Below are 17,836 nucleotides of genomic sequence, written 5' to 3' on the forward strand. Positions count from 1 at the left end.
CGAATAGAGAAAAAAGACGGAGAGGAAACATGAAGTTCAAGACCATCGCCCTGTGCGGCGCCCTCGCCCTGGCCGCGACATCGACGGCGACGGCCGCCGAACTGTCCCGCCGTCCCTTCGGCCAAACGCCGTCGGGCGAGGCGGTCGAGGCCTTTACCCTGACCAACGCCAAGGGTGTCAGCGCCACGGTGATCACCTATGGCGCCACCCTGCAGTCCCTGGTCGCGCCCGACAAGGCCGGCAAGAAGGCGGACATCGTGCTCGGATTCAGCGACGCGGCCGCCTATGTGAAGAACGCCAGCTACTTCGGCGCGACCGTGGGCCGCTTCGCCAACCGGATCGGCAAGGGCCGCTTCGAGTTGGACGGCAAGGCCTATCAGCTGGCGCTGAACAACAACGGCGTCGCGGCCCTGCATGGCGGCGTGAAGGGCTTCGACAAGGTCGTCTGGAAGGTGCTGGAGACGAAGTCCGGTCCGACGGCTTCGGTGACGCTAGGCTATGTCAGCCCAGACGGTGACCAGGGCTATCCCGGGACCGTGAACGCCACGGCGACCTACGCGCTCGACGAACAGAACCAGCTGACGATCACCTACGGCGCGACGACCGACAAGCCGACGATCGTCAACATGACCAACCACGCCCTGTTCAACGTCGCCGGCGAAGGCGCTTCGGAAGGCGCGATGGGCAACGTGCTGACCCTACCCGCCGATGGCTACACGCCCGTCGACAATGAGCTGATCCCGACCGGCGCGATCACGCCGGTCGCGGGCACGGCCTTCGACTTCCGCAAGCCCACGGCCGTCGGCGAGCGCATCCGCGACGCCAGCGATGCGCAGCTCGTCATCGGCAAGGGCTACGACCACAACTACGTGCTGAACGGAAAGTCGGGCGGGGCTCCGCGGCTGGCGGCGCGCCTAGCCGACCCCAAGAGCGGCCGGGTGTTGGAAATCCTGTCCGACCAGCCGGGCATCCAGTTCTATTCCGGCAACTTCCTGGACGGTTCGTGGATCGGCAAGACCGGCAAGCTCTACCGCCAGGGCGACGGCATCGCGCTGGAGCCGCAGCACTTCCCCGACGCGCCGAACAAGCGCCAGTTCGCGCCGGTGCGCCTGGATCCCGGCCAGACCTACCGCAACGTGATGGTCTTCAAGGTCGACGTCGCCAAGTAGATCGTGATCGGGCTGGCTCACAAGCGGCCAGCCCGTTTCCCAACAACAGTCGCCCTTAGCGGCTCCAGGCTTCGGCGATCCGAGCCGTGTCCGTCAGGATCGCGCTGTTTAGCGCCATGATCTTCAGCGACGCCACATGAAGCTCCGCGTCGTAAGCGGCGCACGCGTCAGCCGCGACGAAGACGTGGTAGTCTAGGTCGAAAGCGTCGCGCACGGTGCTGTCCACGCAGCACTCGGTCGTCAGACCGGCGATAACCAGGGTGTCGACGCCCAGCGCCCTTAGCCGGACATCGAGGTCGCCGCCGAGGAAGGCGCTGTAGCGGGTCTTCTTGACCACGAGCTCGCCCGGCGCGGGCTGGGGCCCGTAAAAGTCAGACCCGGACTCTCCAGAACGGCAGATCGCCGCCTCGCTACCCGGGTCGCCGCCCCGCCGGCGGATCCGCTCGAGCCAGGCTGGAGAGTCGGTCTCCGGCGTCGTGAACAGACCCGCGAAGACGACGGGGACGCCCCTCGCCCGGGCGATGTCCGCCAACCGTTCGGCCGCCGCCACGGCGGGTTGGACGACAGTCATGTCGAAATAGGCCGCGAGCGCGCCCTCGGGCGAGGCGAAGTCGACCTGCATGTCCACGATCAGCACCGCCGTGCGCGAGGGCGTGATCCAGGCCTTCAAATCATCGATCACGAGAACACCGCCCGCAGGCCCGGAAGGATCTCGGAGCCGAACATCGTCAACCCTTCCACATAGTCGGGGAAGATCATCATCAGGCCGTCCAGCTCGCAGTAGCGCAGGAACTCTTCGATCTGGGCGCCGCAGGTCTTGGGCGAGCCGACCACGGTGTGGGTCATGAACGCGCCTTGGGCGGCCGCCACGCTCGACAGCTTCTCGGCCGGCACGCCCCAGCTCTCCAGCATGGCCAGGATCGCGCCCATGTCGGCGCCGCTCTTGTAGTGCTCGACCTTGGCCTCGGCGTCGGCGTCCGTGTCGCCATGAACGACGGTGCACATGGCGAAGGTCTTGATGCTCTTGCCCATCGCCTCGGCGGTCTTCTTGGCCCGCAGCGAGGCGTCGCGGCGCTCGTCCGGCGTGCGGCCGCCGATGAAGCAGACGTCGGCCTCGCGCACCGAGAACTGGAAGCCGCGATCGCTCATGCCGGCGCAGACCAGGTCCGGGCGCGGCTTGGACAATGGCTTGGGCTTGGACTGGCAATCCTTCATCGTGAAATACTTGCCGGCGAAGTCGACGCTGTCCTCGGACCACAGCCGCTTGACGATCGTCGTCCATTCCTCGGTCAGGGCGTAGCGGTCGTCGTGGGTCAGGGAGTCATCCCACGCGCCCATCTGGTCGAACTCGCCCTTGTAGGCCCCGGCCACGATGTTGAGGCCCGCGCGGCCACCGCTGATGTGATCCAGCGTGGCGATCATCTTGGCCGCCACGGCCGGGTTCTGCAGCAGCGGATGGATGGTCGCCCAGATCTTCACGGTCTTGGTGGCCTCGGCGAGGCCGGCCATCATGGTGACCGACTCCAGAGCCGTGCCCCAATGGTCGGTCTCGCCGCCGAAGCCGCGGAACTTGCCCATCGACATCACGAAGTCCATGCCGACCTCGTCGGCCTTCACCGCGGCGGCGCGGTTCTGAGCGTAAAGGCCGTCCAGCGTTGGCGTGGTCTTGGAGATGATCCAACCGCCGTTGGCCACCGGAAGAAAGACCCCGAACTGCTTACGCGGAGAAGGATGGTGGAACATGGCGCGCGTCTTCGGGTCCTAGGCTTCAGGCAGCTTCGCCAAGAGAGCGATACACCACGCCGGGCCGACTGGTCATCCATGGGCCATCCACGGCGCGCCCTCCAACCGCCGGAAGCCGTTGGGCGATCGCCGCCGCCATCATGCCTTTGACCTTAGGCTGGCGGCCAGCGAGCTCAACGCGCCCCGGTCAAGACGCCAAGGCGCGAACGCAAACAAGGCCCGGCCCTTGTGGGACCGAGCCTTGCGTCGCGCGCGCTTCGCCGGGCTAGCCGGCGGCGGTTCCTAGAACTTGCGGCTGAAGCCGACCGACGAAACCAGCGGATCCAGGTCCACCTTGGCCTTCAGGGCGCCGCCGTTGATCTTGGCGTCGGTGCTGAAATAGACCTTCTTGATGTCGGCGTTCAGCAGCCAGTTGTTCTTCAGCTTGACGTTGACGCCGGCTTGCAGGGCGTAGCCGAAGCCGTCGTCGACCTTCACAGTGAAGCCGTTCTTGTCCTTGCTGCTGTAGAACAGCATGTAGTTGATGCCGGCGCCGACATACGGGCTCACGCGGGCCGCGGGCAGCGGGTGGTATTGCAGGGTCACGACCGGCGGCAGCACCCAGGTCTTGTGGACCAGGACGTCCGTCGCGCCGCCTTGAGCGCGGATGTCGTGCTCGGTGGTGCCCAGGATGGCTTCGACGGCGACCTTGTCGGTCAGGAAGTAGGTGAAGCCCAGGGTCGGCTTGATGTCGTCCTTCACGTGGGCCTTCAGGCCGGTGGCCGCGCCCGCCGCGGTCAGGATGGCCGCATCCTTGTCCGGCGCGACTTGCGTGATGCGCGCGTGGACGATGAAATCGCCCTTCGCGTTGGGCGAGAAGTCCTCGGCGTGCGCCACGCCGCCAACCAGAGCCGTCGCCGCGATGGCCGAAAGAATAAGCGTCTTCATCATCTATCCCCAGAAGTGGCGACTCTCTAATTTCTGTCGCGATGTTTGTTTGGAGGATTACGAAGCATTCGACCTTGACCTCGATCAGTTTCTGAAAACTAGATCGCGCGGGAGAAGCCTTCGCGGGTGTCCGAGCGATGATCGAAGGCCTGGGCGGCCAGGCGAACGAACGGGCGGCCCGCTTCGGTCACACGGACAACGTCCCCACAAACGTCCACGAGGCCGTCGCCGTGAAGGTCCGCGAGCTTGGCGATGTCCGCGCCGAACACCCTTGGCGACACGCCATGGCGCGCGGCCACGGCCGCAAGATCGACCTGGAAATCGCACATCAACCGCTCGATCACGTCGGCGCGCAGGCGGTCGTCATCGGTCAACTTCACGCCTCGGGCCACCGGCAGCCGGCCCTGAACGATGGCGTCGCGCCAGGCGACCTCGGCGGTCAGGTTCTGGACATAGCCGCCGGGCATGCGACCGATCGACGACGCGCCAAGACCGATCAAGGTCGGATGCTGGTCGGTGGTGTAGCCCTGGAAGTTTCGGCGCAGCGTGCCGGTGGCGACACCGAGGGCTAGGTCGTCGTTCGGCAGGGCGAAGTGATCAAGGCCGATCGCGACATAGCCGGCCTTCACGAGACGCTCGGCGGCGGCCTGGCTCTGCTCGAAGCGGCCGTTGGCGTCCGCGAGGTCCTCTTCCCGGATCAGCTTCTGGTGAGACCGCGCCCACGGCACGTGAGCGTAGCCGAACAGAGCGATCCGTTCGGGCCGCAGCGTCAGGACCTTGTCCAGGGTCGCGACGACGTCGGCGGTCGTCTGCTTGGGCAGGCCGTACATCAGGTCGAGATTGATCGAGGCGACGCCCGCCTGGCGCAGCCAATGCGTGGCGCGGGCGACGAACTCGAACGGCTCGACTCGGTTGACCGCCTCCTGGACGTGCGGCGCCAGATCCTGGACGCCGAGGCTTGCGCGGGTCAGGCCATGGAAGGCCGCGGCCTTGACCCAGCTCTCGGTGAGGACGGCCGGATCGAGCTCGGCCGAGATCTCGACGCCCGGCGCGAACGGGAAAACGTGGCGCAGCGCGCCGAACAGCCGCACCAGATCGTCGCGCGACAGCATGTTGGGCGTCCCGCCGCCCAGATGCACCGCGCCGGCCTTGATCCGACCCGGCAGGCGGGCCTCGACCAACGCCAGTTCGTCGACAAGGCGCTCGACATATTCGCTGATCAGGGCCTGCTTCTTCACCACCCGGGTGTTGCAGCCGCAGTACCAGCACAGGCGATCGCAGAACGGGATGTGGGCGTAAAGGGAGACCGGCTCACGCGGATCCAGGCCCGCCAGCCAATCGCCATAGACCTCCGCGTCGACCTCTTTCGAGAACTGCAGCGCTGTCGGGTAGCTGGTGTAGCGGGGCGCCCGACTGTCGTAGCGCGTCAGAAGCGCGCGTTGGTCATGGGCGGGAATCGTGGCGGCGGCGGCGGTCATGCGTCTCTCCTGACGCGGCCAACCTGCTCCGCCCCACGGGCCGCCGCCGTGATTTGGATCAATCCTCGGGCGGCTTCTCATCGAGATGATCGTAGAGGATCCGAGCGGCGTCGCCCTTGGGGTCCTCGTATTGGCCCGAGCGCATGGTCCAGAAGAACGCGAACAGACCCATGGCGCCGAGACCGATCGAGAACGGGGCCAGGAACAGGACGATGTTCATCGACGCCTCCAGGTGATGCGAGGCCGCGCGGCGTTCAGCAGCACGACCATCGACGAGCCCGACATCGCCAGGGCGGCGATGAAGGGATTGATCAGGCCGAACATGGCCGCCGGCGTGGCCACGACATTGTAGAGGGCCGAGAAGCCAAAGTTCTCAAGCGCGCGACGGCGCGCCTCGCGGGCCGTGTCGATCGCCTCGACGACCGCGCCGAGCCCTTCGCCGGTGAAGACCAGGTCGGCCGCGTTCTGGGCCGCGTCCACGGCCGCGCCCGGCGCCATCGAGGCGTGGGCCTTGGACAGAGCCGCGGCGTCGTTGAGGCCGTCCCCAACCATCAGGACCTTGCGACCTTCGGTCTTGAACTGGTCCACGATCGCGGCCTTGTCGAACGGCGTCAGGCCCGCGCGCCATTCGGCGACCCCGACCTCGCGAGCGATGTCGCCCACCGGACCGGCAAGATCGCCGGACAGGATCTCGACCGACAGCCCCATCCGGCGCAGGCGCGCGATGGTGTCGGCCGCGTCGGCGCGCGGTTGATCCTCGAACACGAAACGGATCTTGATGTCGTTCTCGAAGCCGAACCACAGCTCGGTCTCGCGCGCGTCGCCCCCGGTCACGCCGACGAAGCCAGCCCGGCCCAAGCGCGCGCGGCGGCCGTCGATCAGGCCCTCGACGCCTTGGCCGGCGGTTTCGACGCAGTCGCTGGCCACGGGGCCGACGCCCGCTTCGGCGGCCATGGCCTTGGCCAGCGGGTGACGCGAGGCGCGGGCCAGCGGCGCGGCCATGGCGACGAGATGCGCCGGCGCGTCGATCAGGCGCGGGCGGCCTTCGGTCAGCACCCCCGTCTTGTCGAAAACGACGTGGTCGACCTCGGCCAGGCGCTCGAGCGCGGCGCCGGACTTGACCAGCACGCCCTTGCGGAAAAGCCGGCTGCTGGCGGCGATCTGAACGGCCGGCACGGCCAGGCCCAGGGCGCACGGGCAAGTGACGATCAGCACGGCGGCGGCGCGCAGCAGCGCCTCGCGCGGACCAAGGCCCAGCGCCCAGCCGCCGACGAAGGTCAGGGCCGCGGCGGTGTGCACGACCGGCACGTAGAGGGCGGCGGCCTTGTCGGCCAGCCGGACATAGGCCGAGCGGGTCTGGGCGCCGGCCTCCATCAGGCGGGCGATGGCGGCGACCGTGGAGTCCTCGCTCCGCGCCGTGGCGGTCATTACCAACCGGCCCGACAGGTTCAGGGCGCCAGCGTGCAAACGCGCGCCCGCGCCGACGGGAGCCAGGGCGGTCTCGCCGGTGATCAGGGCGTTGTCGAGTTCGGACTGGCCGCTCTCGACCAGGCCGTCGACGGGCACGCGATCGCCGGGCGCGACGACGAGGCGATCACCGATCTTGACGTCGGCGACGGGGATCCCCTGCTCGACCCCGTCGATGAGGCGCATGGCCACGGGCGTCTGCAGGGCCAGCAGGTCACGCGCGGCCGAGCGGGCGTTGGCGCGCAGGCGGTGATCCAGGTAGCGGCCGATCAGCAGCAGGAACAGCAGCGTAACCGCCGCGTCGAAATAGGCGTGCTGGCCGCGCAGGATCGTCTCGGAAAAGCTGACGATCAAGGTCAGGATGACGCCGATCGAGATCGGCACGTCCATATTGGCCTTGCCCCGCTTCAGCGAAGCCCAGGCCGAGCGGAAGAACGGACGACCGGCGAACAGCGCGCATGGAGTCGCGACGATCGCGGCCATCCAGTACATCAGCGTCAGGGTTGAGCTGTTCAGCTCCTGCCCGAACAGACCGGCCCAAGCGGGCACGGTGAACATCATGACATTGCCGGCCCCGAAGCCGGCGACGCCCAGGGCGACCGCCAGTTCGCGCCCTTCCTTGTCCTGAGCCACGGCGGCCTCGCCGGGATCGAACAGACAGGCGCGATAGCCCAGCGCCTCGACGGTCTCGACCACACGCTCGGGATCGGCTTCCTTGCCTTCCAGTTGGACGGCCAGCTTGCCGGTCGTCAGGTTCAGCCGGGCGGCGTCCACGCCGGGCAACTCGCGGACAGCCTTCTCGATCTTGTTGATGCAGCCGGCGCAGCGGGCGCCGCTGACGAGAAGCTCCAGGCGACCTCGACCCTCCTCGTCCCGCCGAACGAACGCTTCGAGGTCACGATGCAGGGTCAGGCTCTGGCTCATCGGGCGGGCTCCACCAGGCGGGTCTCGACCTCGAACACGTCCTTGGCGTTGCGGGCCGTGGCTCGCAGGTCCCAGGCGCCGTCCAGTCGCGCGGCCGCTTGGTAGCGACCGCCGCCCAGAGAACGGAAGTTCAGGGTCTGACGTCCGGTTTCGGTCGCGGGACGCTCCAGGACGCCAGTCAAGGACAGGCCGTCCAGGGGCTTGGCGTCACGGTCGAGGACCTTGACCACCACGGCCTTGCCCTCGGGCGTCTCGACGCTGGCGGACCAGCCCAGGGCCGCCTCCTTCTGGCGCTGTGCCAGGGTGCGGTTGAACGCCAGCCCCGTCTCGTAAGGGTTCGAGGCCACCTCGCCGGAGAAGGTCCTGTAGGCCTGCACCATGAAGACAATGTCGACCGCGATGACGGTGCTGAAGAACAGCACCACGCCGATCAGCACGTGCCAGCCAGTGATACGGCCCTTTTCGGTCGGGACCTTGGCGATCGAAGGCGTTGCGCTGGTCATTGCGGGTTCGCGGCTCCAGAGAGGAAGACGGTCTTGGCCTCGGCCTGGACGTCATTCGAGCGGATGACGAAACGGGCCGGGACGCTGGCGTCCAGTTCGACGTTCGGCGGCGCGGTGACGAAGACGCGCAGTGGCACGACCTGGTCGGCGGGAACGACGATGCTGACGCGCTCCCCCTCTCCGCCCGGGTGGCTGAGCCGCGCGCCGGGCACCCCTTCGAACGAGACGTCGAAACGTTGCTCGACGAAGGTGCGGTTGCCGATCTTCAGCGTATAGCCGTCGCGCACGGCGCCATCGTGCATCCGCACGAAGACGGGGTTGCGATCACGGATCACGTGGAGATCCGCATCGGGCCTGGCGATCAACGACCACAAGGTCAGTCCGCCGACGATCGTCATCGCCAGGGCATAGTAGATGGTGCGGCTACGGACCGGCTTGTACTGGGGCTTGCAACCCGAGCCGCGATGCGAGACGGCGGCTTCGGAGTCGTAGGCGATCAGGCCGGTCGGGCGGCCCATCTTGATCATGATGTCGTCGCAGGCGTCGACGCAGAGACCGCAGTTGATGCACTCCAGCTGAGCGCCATCGCGGATGTCGATACCCATCGGGCAGACCACCACGCACTGGCGGCAGTCGACGCAGTCGCCCCGCCCTTCCCAGCTCTGGCCCTTCTTGTGCGGACCGCGCGGCTCGCCGCGATAGCCCAGATAGGTCACCTGCAGCGAGTGGTGGTCCAGCATCGCGCCCTGGATACGGGGCCAGGGGCACATGTAGGTGCAAACCTGCTCGCGCATCCAACCGGCGAAGATGTAGGTCGTGCAGGTCAGCAGGAAGCAGGAAACGTAGGCCGTGATCGGCGCGTCGCCGGTCCAGAAGGTGCGGAGCAGCGTCGGCGCGTCGTGGAAGTAGAAGATCCACGCGCCGCCGGTGCCGAACGCGATGGCCAGCCAGGTCAGATGCTTACCGGTCTTGCGCCAGATCTTGTTGAAGGACAGGGGCGCGGCGTCGAGGCGCATGCGCGCGTTGCGGTCGCCTTCGAACAGACGCTCGACAACGATATAGAGGTCTGTCCAGACCGTCTGAGGGCAAGCGTAGCCGCACCACAGGCGGCCAAAGAGCGCCGTCACGAGGAACAGCGCCAAGGCTGACATCACCAGCAGGCCCGTGAAGATGTAGACTTCCTGGGGCCACAGCTGGATATCGAAGAAGTAGAAGCGCCGGCCGGTGAAATCCACCAGCGCCGCCTGCTGCGGGAACCCATCCGGCCTATGCCAGCGGATCCAGGGCGTGATGTAGTAGATCCCGAGCGTGATGATGAGCAGCGCCCACTTCACGTTCCGCCACTTGCCGTGGACCAGCTTGGGATAGATCGGCTCGCGAGGCTTGTAGAGCCCGCCGTTGGCGTCGCCCTTCCCCTTGGCCCGGACGGCGGCCGAGACCGCCGTCCGGTTTTCAGGTTCGGGAGGCCTGTTATCTATAAGCGTGGGCATAGCCCTTACTGACCACCCGCGTTGGAGTGAATGTAGACCGTGAGCGCCTTGATCGTCTCGGGGCTCAAGCGACCGCCCCAGGTGGGCATGACGCCACCGTTGCCGGCGTAGATTTGGCCGCGGATCGAGCCGCGATCCGAACCGTACAGCCAGTCGGCGTCGGTCAGGTTCGGCGCGCCGAGCTCCTGGTTCCCCTTGCCGTCCAGGCCGTGGCAGGCCGAGCACTGGGTTTCGAAGATCGGAGCCGCGCGCGCCACGGCGCCGGCGTCGGCCGGACGGTTCGACAGCTTGACCACGTACTCGGTCAGGTCGTCGATCTGCTCGGGCTTGAGCAGTTCGTCGCGGCCATAGGCGGGCATCTGCGACATGCGAGCGTTCTCGGCGCCGGTGCGGATACCGTGGGTAATGGTGTACTGGATGTCTTCCAGCTTGCCGCCCCACAGCCACACGTCATCGCGCAGGTTGGCGTAGCCCTTGGACCCCGTGCCGCCGATACCATGGCAGGTGGCGCAGTTGTCGCCGAAGACCGACTGGCCGACCTGCTGGGCGTAGGCCTGCAGCTTCGGGTCCTTTTCGATCTGCTCCAGGCTGGCGGTGCGGAGCATGGCCGCGCCTTGGCCGCGCTGCAGCTCGAGCGCGGTGAGATCCTTGCTCACGTCCGCCCGGTCGGACTGACCCAGCATGCCCTTGGTGTAGCTGTGCAGCCCCGGCCAAGCCGGCATCGCCACCCAGTAAGCGATCGAGAAGGCGATCGTCGCGTACCAGATCCACAGCCACCAGCGGGGCAGCGGGTTGTCCAGTTCCTTGATGCCGTCCCACTCGTGCCCGGTCGTCTCGACGCCGGTGGCGTGGTCGGTCTCGCGTTCGTGAGCCATCAGGAGAGCTCCTCGTCATCCAGCGGCATATGCGCGGCGTGTTGGAATTCGGCCTTCTTGGAAGGCCACAGGGCGTAGGCGACGCCGGCGAGGAAGATCAGGCCGAAGTAGATCAGCCCACCCTGCTGCGCGAAGCGCGCGACGGCTTCGTAGGTCAGATCGCTCATCTTTGGTTCTCCGGCGCCTGGGCCTTGTAGGACTTGAAGTCCACCAGGGTGCCCAGCATCTGCAGGTAGGCGACCAGCGCATCCATTTCGGAGATCTTGTTGGGATCGCCGTCGAAGTCGCGGTTGACCACCTTGGCGTCGTAGCGGCCACGAAGAGCCACGGCGTCGGTCGAGAACGGATCGGCCTGGGCCTCGAGATCCTTCTTGGCGTTGGCGATCTGATCCGGCGTGTAGGGGACGCCGACCGTGCGTTGGGTCTTCAGGCGATCGACGATGTCGCTGTAGTCCAGGTCCTTTTCGGCCAGGAACTTGTAGGGCGGCATCACCGACTCCGGCACGACCGAACGCGGATCGATCAGGTGGTCACGGTGCCAGGTGTCCGAGTACTTGCCGCCCACGCGCGCCAGGTCGGGACCGGTCCGCTTGGACCCCCACTGGAACGGGTGGTCGTACATGCTCTCGGCCGCCAGGCTGTAGTGACCGTAGCGCTCGACCTCGTCACGCAGCGGGCGAACCATCTGCGAGTGACAGAGGTAGCAGCCCTCGCGGACGTAGATGTCGCGGCCGGCCAACTCGAGCGGGGTGTAGGGACGCATGCCCTGCACCTTCTCGATCGTGCTCTGCAGCCAGAACAGCGGGGCGATCTCGACCAGGCCGCCGATGGAGACGACCAGGAGGATGCCGACGACGAGCAGCAGCGAATGCCGCTCAAGCTTGGAGTGTTGCTTCCAGAGAGACATCGGAACCTCAGGCGATCGCGGTGGCGGGGGCGGCCGGAGCGTCGGCCAGCTCGGCGGAGGGCGTGCTGATCGTCTTCCAGAGGTTGACGATCATGATCAGCGCGCCAGCCAGGTACATCAGGCCGCCCACGGTGCGGATGATGTTCTCGATATGCTTGGCCGAGACGGTCTCGATGAAGCTGTAGGCCAGGAAGCCTTGCGGGGTGTATTCCCGCCACATCAGGCCTTCCATGATGCCCGACACCCACATCGCGGCGATGTAGAGCAGGATCCCGGTGGTCGCGATCCAGAAGTGCCACTCGACCATCTTGTTCGAGTACAGGCCCGGCTTCTTCCACAGCCACGGCACCAGGCAGTAGACCGCGCCGAAGCTGATGAAGCCGACCCAGCCCAGAGCGCCGGAGTGCACGTGGCCGATGGTCCAGTCGGTGTAGTGGGAGAGCGCGTTGACGGCGCGGATCGACATCACCGGACCCTCGAAGGTCGACATGCCGTAGAAGGCGATCGAGACGACCATCATGCGGACGACAGGGTCCGTACGCAGCTTGTCCCAGGCGCCCGACAGGGTCATCAGGCCGTTGATCATGCCGCCCCAGGAGGGCATCCACAGCATGATCGAGAAGGTCATGCCCAGCGTCTGCGCCCACTGCGGCAGGGCCGTGTAGTGCAGGTGGTGCGGGCCGGCCCAGATGTAGATGAAGATCAGGGCCCAGAAGTGCACGATCGACAGACGATAGCTGTAGACCGGGCGCTCAACGCGCTTGGGCACGAAGTAGTACATCATGGCCAGGAAGCCGGCGGTCAGGAAGAAGCCGACCGCGTTGTGGCCGTACCACCACTGGGTCAGGGCGTCCTGGACGCCGGCCATCACGCCGTAGGACTTGTGGTTCAGCAGGCCGACCGGAACGGAGGCGTTGTTGACCAGGTGCAGCAGGGCGATGGTGACGATGAAGGCCAGGTAGAACCAGTTGGCCACATAGATATGCGGCTCCTTGCGCTTCCAGATCGTGCCCAGGAAGACCAGCAGATAGGCCACCCAGACGATCGTCAGCCAAAGGTCGGTGTACCATTCGGGCTCGGCGTACTCCTTGCCCTGGGTCGCGCCCATCAGGTAGCCGGTCGCGGCCATCACGATGAACAGCTGGTAGCCCCAGAAGACGAACCACGGGGTGATCCCGCCGGCCAGCCGCGCCTTGCAGGTGCGCTGGACGACCCAGAAGGACGTCGCGATCAGGGCGTTGCCGCCGAACGCGAAGATCACCGCGGAGGTGTGCAGAGGCCGCAGCCGCCCGAAGTTCAGGAAACCGAGCTCGGGGAAATAGAAGATCCTCGGCCACGTCAGCTGGGCGGCGATGATCACCCCCACCAGCAGACCCGCCGCCGCCCAGAACATGGTGGCGATGACGCCAGCCTTGATGACGTTGTCGGAATATTGGTCGGGATGGTCGCGCAGCGTCCCGCCGGCAAGGCCGCCGTTCAGGACAAAGGCGGCGATCACGCCAGCCAGCGCCAAGGTTCCGGCCTGAAGGCGGAAAATGGGGTCATGGGTTAGACCCGCCCCCAAAATCGCCAAAAAGGCGCCGATAACCGAGATGATTAGAAGGATGCTGGAGCCCGCGGGCGGACCAGCACTGGTGTTTGAAGGGGCGGACATGCGGACTCCATGAGTCGAACCTGGAACCCAGGGGTGTCACACCGGTCGACTCCGTGCTTTGATCTGTCTCAAAGCCAAGTCAGCGAACCTGTTGGACCCTGTGGGCCTATTCGGAGTCCGTCATGCTCAAAGAGCTTTCTCGTCATCTCCCTTCGGCCACCGGCCTGGCGGCCCTGGTCGCGTGGGCGATCGCCTTGCAGCAGTCGCTTCCGCGTATGCTGGCGGGCCCCATATGCAGCGCGCGCGGAGATGCCTTCGTGTTCGCGGGCCATTGCCCAGCCTGCTACGTGGCGGCCGCGCTCTCGATCGCGTTCCTGGCGTCGCTGCTCTTCGCCGGCCGACAAGCTCGGCGCGAGGCGCGCGCGATTCTCCTCGTCGACGCCGCGCTTTAGACCAGACCGCGACATTCCGCCGCGCCGCTCGGGCGCGGCGCGTGTTCAGCGACTCATGGCCGCCGCTTCTTCCAGGCTGTCGCCGATCAGCGCCAGGTTCTGGATCGCCGCCAAGCTCCACTGGGCGGCGGCGTTGGTCGAGACGACCGAATCCTCGTCGATGGGCCGTAGCACCGCCGCGCCCGCGATCCGACGGGTTTGACTGACCATGAGATCGCCCCCTTCCCGTCCCGCCTTGCCAAAGAACTCCGACCAGGCGCGCAGCGCCAAGGCATGATCGTTCTCCTGCTTGGCGGCGTAGGCCGTCAGGCGCGAATGGGCGTCGCCAAGATTATGCCCCCCCGGCGCCCGGCCCAGCAGAGCCTTCAGCTCGCTGGGCGGCGCATTGTAGTAGCGGCAGTATTCCAGCCAGGCCTGGCGATAGGCGGGAACGTCGAGCAGATCGAGCAGCTCGGAGGTCATCTCGACCACGCCGAACACGGCGTTTAGGTGCGAGACGCTGACATAGTCGCCCTCGCCCAGGAACTTGCCGGTCTTCAGGTCATAGGGCGCCTCGCCCGCGAACCAGCGCTTTTTCATTCCGGCGATGCTGTTCATGCCGTTGAGGATCCGGTCGCGCCAACGCGGATCGCGCGTGCGCTCCCACTCCGTGAGCCAGGCGCCGAGGAACGCCCCCCAGGACGTGCCGAAGCCGGACGCGACGACACCCTTGGGCCGCTCGCGGCCCGGCGACGGCGGCAGCTTGCGCGAGATGTCGACGACCTCGAGCGCCGAGTCGGAGGTTACCAGCGCTCGCATGAGGTCGCCGACCCGCTCGTCGGCGGTCAGGTAATAGTAGATGCGGCGATAGGCGACGTTCGAGACGCGCGGCTGCTTGGACGAGTCGGACCAGTGCTGCACGCCGTGCCGCGTGCCAAAGCCCTTGAAGCGGCCCAGGTGATAGACGTCCACCTCGCCGGTGTGACGCGTCATCGCCTCGGCGAACTTGAAAACGTCCGCCCGACCGGTGCGCAGGTAGGTGTACCAGAGCCATAGGTCGGTCGAGAGTTCGGAGTTATCCCAGGCGTAGCCACCGACGTCGTAGCGCCACATGTGGCGGTCCGGGTCGTAGGTGTGCATCACGTCGCCATAGGACCAGAAGCCGTACCAGCGCCGCTGATCGACCTCCTTCATGTAGTAGTCGATCAGGTAGGTCAGGCGGTCTTCGATCCGCTTCCGGGTCGGCGTCGAACCATCGACCACATCCCAGTCACCGAACACGCCAGCCGCCTTGAGGCGCTGGGGCGAGACCGTCAGCCTCGGCGGGTCGGCGACACGGCTGGCCATGGCCGAGAAGGCGTCATGCGACGGCGTGGCGCCGAACATCCACAGGGTGAGTTCAGACGTCCGGGCGATGCCGCGCGCATCGTCCCAGCCCGCCTCGTAGTCCTCATAGGTGATGTCCAGCCCCTCGAGCTCCTCGGCATGGGAGTCCATGCCGTTGGCGCTTCGATAGGGCCGCACGTCCATGGCCGGCGCCTCGGGCGACCACATCCAGGCGGTCAGTTCGGCCAGGTCGGTGTGGGCGTTACGGATGTCGAGGCCGGTCGGCGCGCGCTGCCAGAAGTCCTTGAGGCCCAACGCGACACCGCCGGAGGCGCCGCCGACATAGGCGAGACCCCGCGTGCGTTGTCCGGCGTTGGAGTCGATCCAGGCATGGCCCATGCTAGTCCGCTTGCGCAGGGTGAAACCGTCGGGCGTCAGCTGCGAGAGCGAGAAGTCGCCCCACTCCGGGATCCATTTCAGGCCAGCCCGCAACTTGGGCGGCAGGGTCTCCGTGGCCACCGCGCGCCCGGCGATCTGGGCCTCGCGGGCCGCCGCGCCCGGATCGCCCCGCGAGCGAAGGCCCGTGAGGGTTCGCACGGCCTCGCCAAATACCCCGACCTCCTCGCCCGAAAGCCGGACGTGGCGGTTGTGGGTCTCGTCGGTCATCGGGACGCGGGCGGTGACGCCCAGGCCGCGGATGAAGTCCTTGGCCGGATCGCCGTCGTGGATGAAGCTGTGGACGATCCGCACCGCGTCCGAGCCGGCGTGGAAATAGAGGCGAACCGTGACCGGCAGCCAGTCGCGCCCGCCGCCCCGGTGCACGCCATCGAACCGCACCACGGCCCGAACGGGCCCCGCCTGTTCGACGGTCACCGTCGAAAACCAAGACTCGTAACGCGAGGAACGGACCACGCCGTCCGGCTCCAGGGTCGGTTGATCCTGGGCGATGGCGACCAGCCGCAAGCCTCGCAGCGTCACCCGCCCGCCGCGCGAGGCCTCGGACACCAGATCGGCCCCCGACTTGGGAAGACGCCAGATCAGATCGCCAGAGGTCACGGTGATCAAATCGGCGGTCTGGGTCACCGTCACGGGCGCGGCGGGGACCTTGGCCTTGCCAGGAACGATCGACAGGCCGTCGCGCCCCTCGCCACCCCCGACCGCGTGAGCGGACCATTTCAACGAACCGTCGGGCCAGTAGGCGATCGGCCAGGATTGGGTGGGGATCTCCTCCCCCGCCTTGCCAACGATCTTGAGAGCTTGCGTCGGCTTGAGCGCGCCGCGGGGCCAGGGAACGCCGAACGTCGCGCCATCCTGGAAGGCCGGAGGCTCGCCGTCCAGCCAGCGGAGATCCGTTGTTGGCGCCAACGTCGCCGCCGCGGCGGCCGAGCCAGCGCCGAGGCCCAGAGCGGCTGCGGCCGCCGAGAGGACGAGAAGTTCGCGGCGCGACAGAGCCGTGGCGGGGGCGTGCTTCAAGGTGTCCTCCCAGACCTTTTCGCCGCGCCCATGCCGATCGCACAAGCCGGCCAGTCCTAGAGGATAAGGGTTATTGTTTCACATTGTGGATCGTCAAGCCACATTTTGAGAGTTCGCCACCACCCTCACGACGACGCTCCTGGCCTAAAGGCCTTTGAGCGCCAAGTTCAGCGCTTCGGCGCTCACCTGCCTCAGGACACTATTTGGATTCTCGAACACCGCCGCGTTGGCGCCGTGTTCTCGACACTCGACCGAGGCCACCCAACACCGCCCTTTCGTCGCCGCGTCGACCAGCGTCTGAGCATGCTCGAACACGTGAGCGGCCAGGGCCTCGGCGCTGACTCCCGGCACGATCCTTACCTGCGCTAAACCCAGGCGCTGGAGCCGTTCGAACTCCACCCGCGATGGGTCATCGGCCGCCACCAGCAAGGTGTGGTCGAACATGTGGTGCAGCCATTCGCGGATCGCGCCGAAGCCCGCCTTGCCGAAATCCACGACCCAGCCCCGCGCATCCAGCTGTTCAGCCGCGAAGTCGAAGACGAAGCCCAGCGAATAGCCGTGCAGAAGCTGGCAATGGCTGTCGGCGGCCCACTGGCGATAGGCGCACGACAGGCCGCGCTCCGCGCCATAGGTCTTCACCGACCTGTAGGCCATCAGGCATGCCCCTCGACATGGGCGGCGCGCTCGCGTCCGGCTTGTCCCATCAAGGCGCCGGCGACGGGCAGAGGGTTGTCGATCAGCGGGTCCGGCTTGGCCAGGCGAGCCAGAAGAGCGGGACGAGCGATCGTGACCAGCGGCCCATCGACCCTGACGCCGTGTTCCGACAAGGCGGCGAATGACCGGGAGAGGTTCTCCGGCGTCATGCCCAGAAGCGACGCCAACATTCGTTTCTGCAGCGGCAGACGCAGCACGGCGCCGCCCCCCTGGCGACGCTGCTGAACGAGCAGGTAGTTGGCCAGTCGGACAAGCGGCGCGCGCAGCTTGTGGCTCTTGATGGTGCGGACCAGCCCGCTGTAGCAGCCCGACAGCTCCTCGATGACGGCCATCGATACGCCCTGGTCCTGACGGATCACGCGCCGAAAGAGCTCGCCCGGGATCATCAGCAGTTGGCTACGGGCGAGCGTGCGCGCCGTCATCAGAGCCGGCGCCTCGAGGACGACCGAGGCCAGAACGAAACTGGAAAGCGGTCGTAGCACCGCGAGGGTCGAGTCGCGGTCGCCCCAGGTACCCTCCAACTCCACCGCCCCGTCGAGCAGGATGTAGAGGAAATCGTTGACCTCGCCCTCGGCGACCAGTTCGGCGCCCTTGGGGGTCCATTGCAGGAATCCGCCCTGCCCGATCAGGGAAAGGGACTCTTCGTTGGCGGAGGCCAGCAGCGGCAGGTCACGCACACGGCTTAGGTCAATGGGCTTGATCGACATGAACCATCTCGAACGTCGGAGTGGAACACCGGCTTTAAGGCTGGCGAACGCGTCCGGCGTTGCGGTTAGTCAATCTTGGCCATGATTTAGGTCGCCTAATTCGCTAGC

17 protein-coding genes are annotated in these 17,836 nt (G+C 66.8%); 2 read left to right on the forward strand and 15 right to left on the reverse strand.

Features of this window, described 5'->3' with window-relative positions; translation table 11 throughout:
- Positions 1-29: 29 nt before the first annotated feature.
- A complete protein-coding gene (locus J2728_RS10480; RefSeq protein ID WP_309998881.1) occupies positions 30-1,169 on the forward strand; it encodes an aldose epimerase family protein in 1,140 nt (379 codons plus the stop codon).
- Between the two features lie 55 nt (positions 1,170-1,224).
- On the opposite strand, the gene J2728_RS10485 is transcribed toward J2728_RS10480, so the two are convergent.
- From J2728_RS10485 to ccoN, 12 genes are all read right to left on the reverse strand, one after another.
- Positions 1,225-1,851 (reverse strand): cysteine hydrolase family protein, encoded by a 627-nt coding sequence (locus J2728_RS10485; RefSeq protein ID WP_309998882.1) that lies wholly within the window; start codon positions 1,849-1,851, stop codon positions 1,225-1,227.
- Entirely contained in the window at positions 1,848-2,912 is a 1,065-nt protein-coding gene (locus J2728_RS10490) for an LLM class flavin-dependent oxidoreductase (RefSeq protein WP_309998883.1), read from the reverse strand. The genes J2728_RS10485 and J2728_RS10490 overlap by 4 nt, the downstream gene beginning before the upstream one ends.
- A gap of 282 nt (positions 2,913-3,194) precedes the next feature.
- Positions 3,195-3,839, reverse strand: a complete 645-nt coding sequence (locus tag J2728_RS10495; protein ID WP_309999459.1) for an OmpW family outer membrane protein — start codon at positions 3,837-3,839, stop codon at positions 3,195-3,197.
- A gap of 98 nt (positions 3,840-3,937) precedes the next feature.
- Positions 3,938-5,317: an oxygen-independent coproporphyrinogen III oxidase gene (gene hemN, locus J2728_RS10500; protein WP_309998885.1), complete on the reverse strand. Its 1,380-nt coding sequence runs from the start codon at positions 5,315-5,317 to the stop codon at positions 3,938-3,940.
- A 58-nt stretch (positions 5,318-5,375) separates the two neighbouring features.
- Entirely contained in the window at positions 5,376-5,537 is a 162-nt protein-coding gene (gene ccoS / locus J2728_RS10505; RefSeq protein WP_309998887.1) for a cbb3-type cytochrome oxidase assembly protein CcoS, read from the reverse strand.
- A complete protein-coding gene (locus J2728_RS10510) occupies positions 5,534-7,708 on the reverse strand; it encodes a heavy metal translocating P-type ATPase (RefSeq protein WP_309998888.1) in 2,175 nt (724 codons plus the stop codon). The genes ccoS and J2728_RS10510 overlap by 4 nt, the downstream gene beginning before the upstream one ends.
- Complete coding sequence (locus J2728_RS10515) at positions 7,705-8,211, reverse strand: FixH family protein (protein WP_309998889.1); 507 nt, start codon at positions 8,209-8,211, stop codon at positions 7,705-7,707. Before J2728_RS10515 ends, J2728_RS10510 begins: the two co-directional genes overlap by 4 nt.
- Positions 8,208-9,701, reverse strand: coding sequence for a cytochrome c oxidase accessory protein CcoG (gene ccoG, locus J2728_RS10520; RefSeq protein ID WP_309998890.1), 1,494 nt, complete (start codon positions 9,699-9,701; stop codon positions 8,208-8,210). Before ccoG ends, J2728_RS10515 begins: the two co-directional genes overlap by 4 nt.
- A gap of 5 nt (positions 9,702-9,706) precedes the next feature.
- The gene (ccoP, locus tag J2728_RS10525; protein WP_309998891.1) at positions 9,707-10,576 is read right to left on the reverse strand and encodes a cytochrome-c oxidase, cbb3-type subunit III; all 870 of its coding nucleotides are present in this window, start codon (positions 10,574-10,576) and stop codon (positions 9,707-9,709) included.
- The gene (locus J2728_RS10530) at positions 10,576-10,743 is read right to left on the reverse strand and encodes a cbb3-type cytochrome c oxidase subunit 3 (RefSeq protein WP_309998893.1); all 168 of its coding nucleotides are present in this window, start codon (positions 10,741-10,743) and stop codon (positions 10,576-10,578) included. Before J2728_RS10530 ends, ccoP begins: the two co-directional genes overlap by 1 nt.
- Positions 10,740-11,483, reverse strand: coding sequence for a cytochrome-c oxidase, cbb3-type subunit II (gene ccoO / locus J2728_RS10535; RefSeq protein ID WP_309998895.1), 744 nt, complete (start codon positions 11,481-11,483; stop codon positions 10,740-10,742). Before ccoO ends, J2728_RS10530 begins: the two co-directional genes overlap by 4 nt.
- A 7-nt stretch (positions 11,484-11,490) precedes the next feature.
- Positions 11,491-13,137, reverse strand: coding sequence for a cytochrome-c oxidase, cbb3-type subunit I (ccoN, locus tag J2728_RS10540; protein ID WP_309998897.1), 1,647 nt, complete (start codon positions 13,135-13,137; stop codon positions 11,491-11,493).
- A gap of 122 nt (positions 13,138-13,259) precedes the next feature.
- Between ccoN and J2728_RS10545 the strand changes: the two genes are divergently transcribed.
- The gene (locus J2728_RS10545) at positions 13,260-13,529 is read left to right on the forward strand and encodes a hypothetical protein (protein WP_309998900.1); all 270 of its coding nucleotides are present in this window, start codon (positions 13,260-13,262) and stop codon (positions 13,527-13,529) included.
- 45 nt (positions 13,530-13,574) lie between these two features.
- Here J2728_RS10545 and J2728_RS10550 read toward each other — a convergent pair whose 3' ends face one another.
- From J2728_RS10550 to ftrB, 3 genes are all read right to left on the reverse strand, one after another.
- Entirely contained in the window at positions 13,575-16,307 is a 2,733-nt protein-coding gene (locus J2728_RS10550) for an exo-rhamnogalacturonan lyase family protein (RefSeq protein ID WP_309998901.1), read from the reverse strand.
- Between the two features lie 144 nt (positions 16,308-16,451).
- Positions 16,452-16,961, reverse strand: a complete 510-nt coding sequence (locus J2728_RS10555; RefSeq protein WP_309998902.1) for a 6-pyruvoyl trahydropterin synthase family protein — start codon at positions 16,959-16,961, stop codon at positions 16,452-16,454.
- Complete coding sequence (gene ftrB / locus J2728_RS10560; protein ID WP_309998904.1) at positions 16,961-17,728, reverse strand: transcriptional activator FtrB; 768 nt, start codon at positions 17,726-17,728, stop codon at positions 16,961-16,963. Before ftrB ends, J2728_RS10555 begins: the two co-directional genes overlap by 1 nt.
- Positions 17,729-17,836: the final 108 nt, after the last annotated feature.

Source organism: Caulobacter segnis (assembly GCF_031454995.1).
Classification (GTDB): Bacteria; Pseudomonadota; Alphaproteobacteria; order Caulobacterales; family Caulobacteraceae; genus Caulobacter; species Caulobacter segnis_E.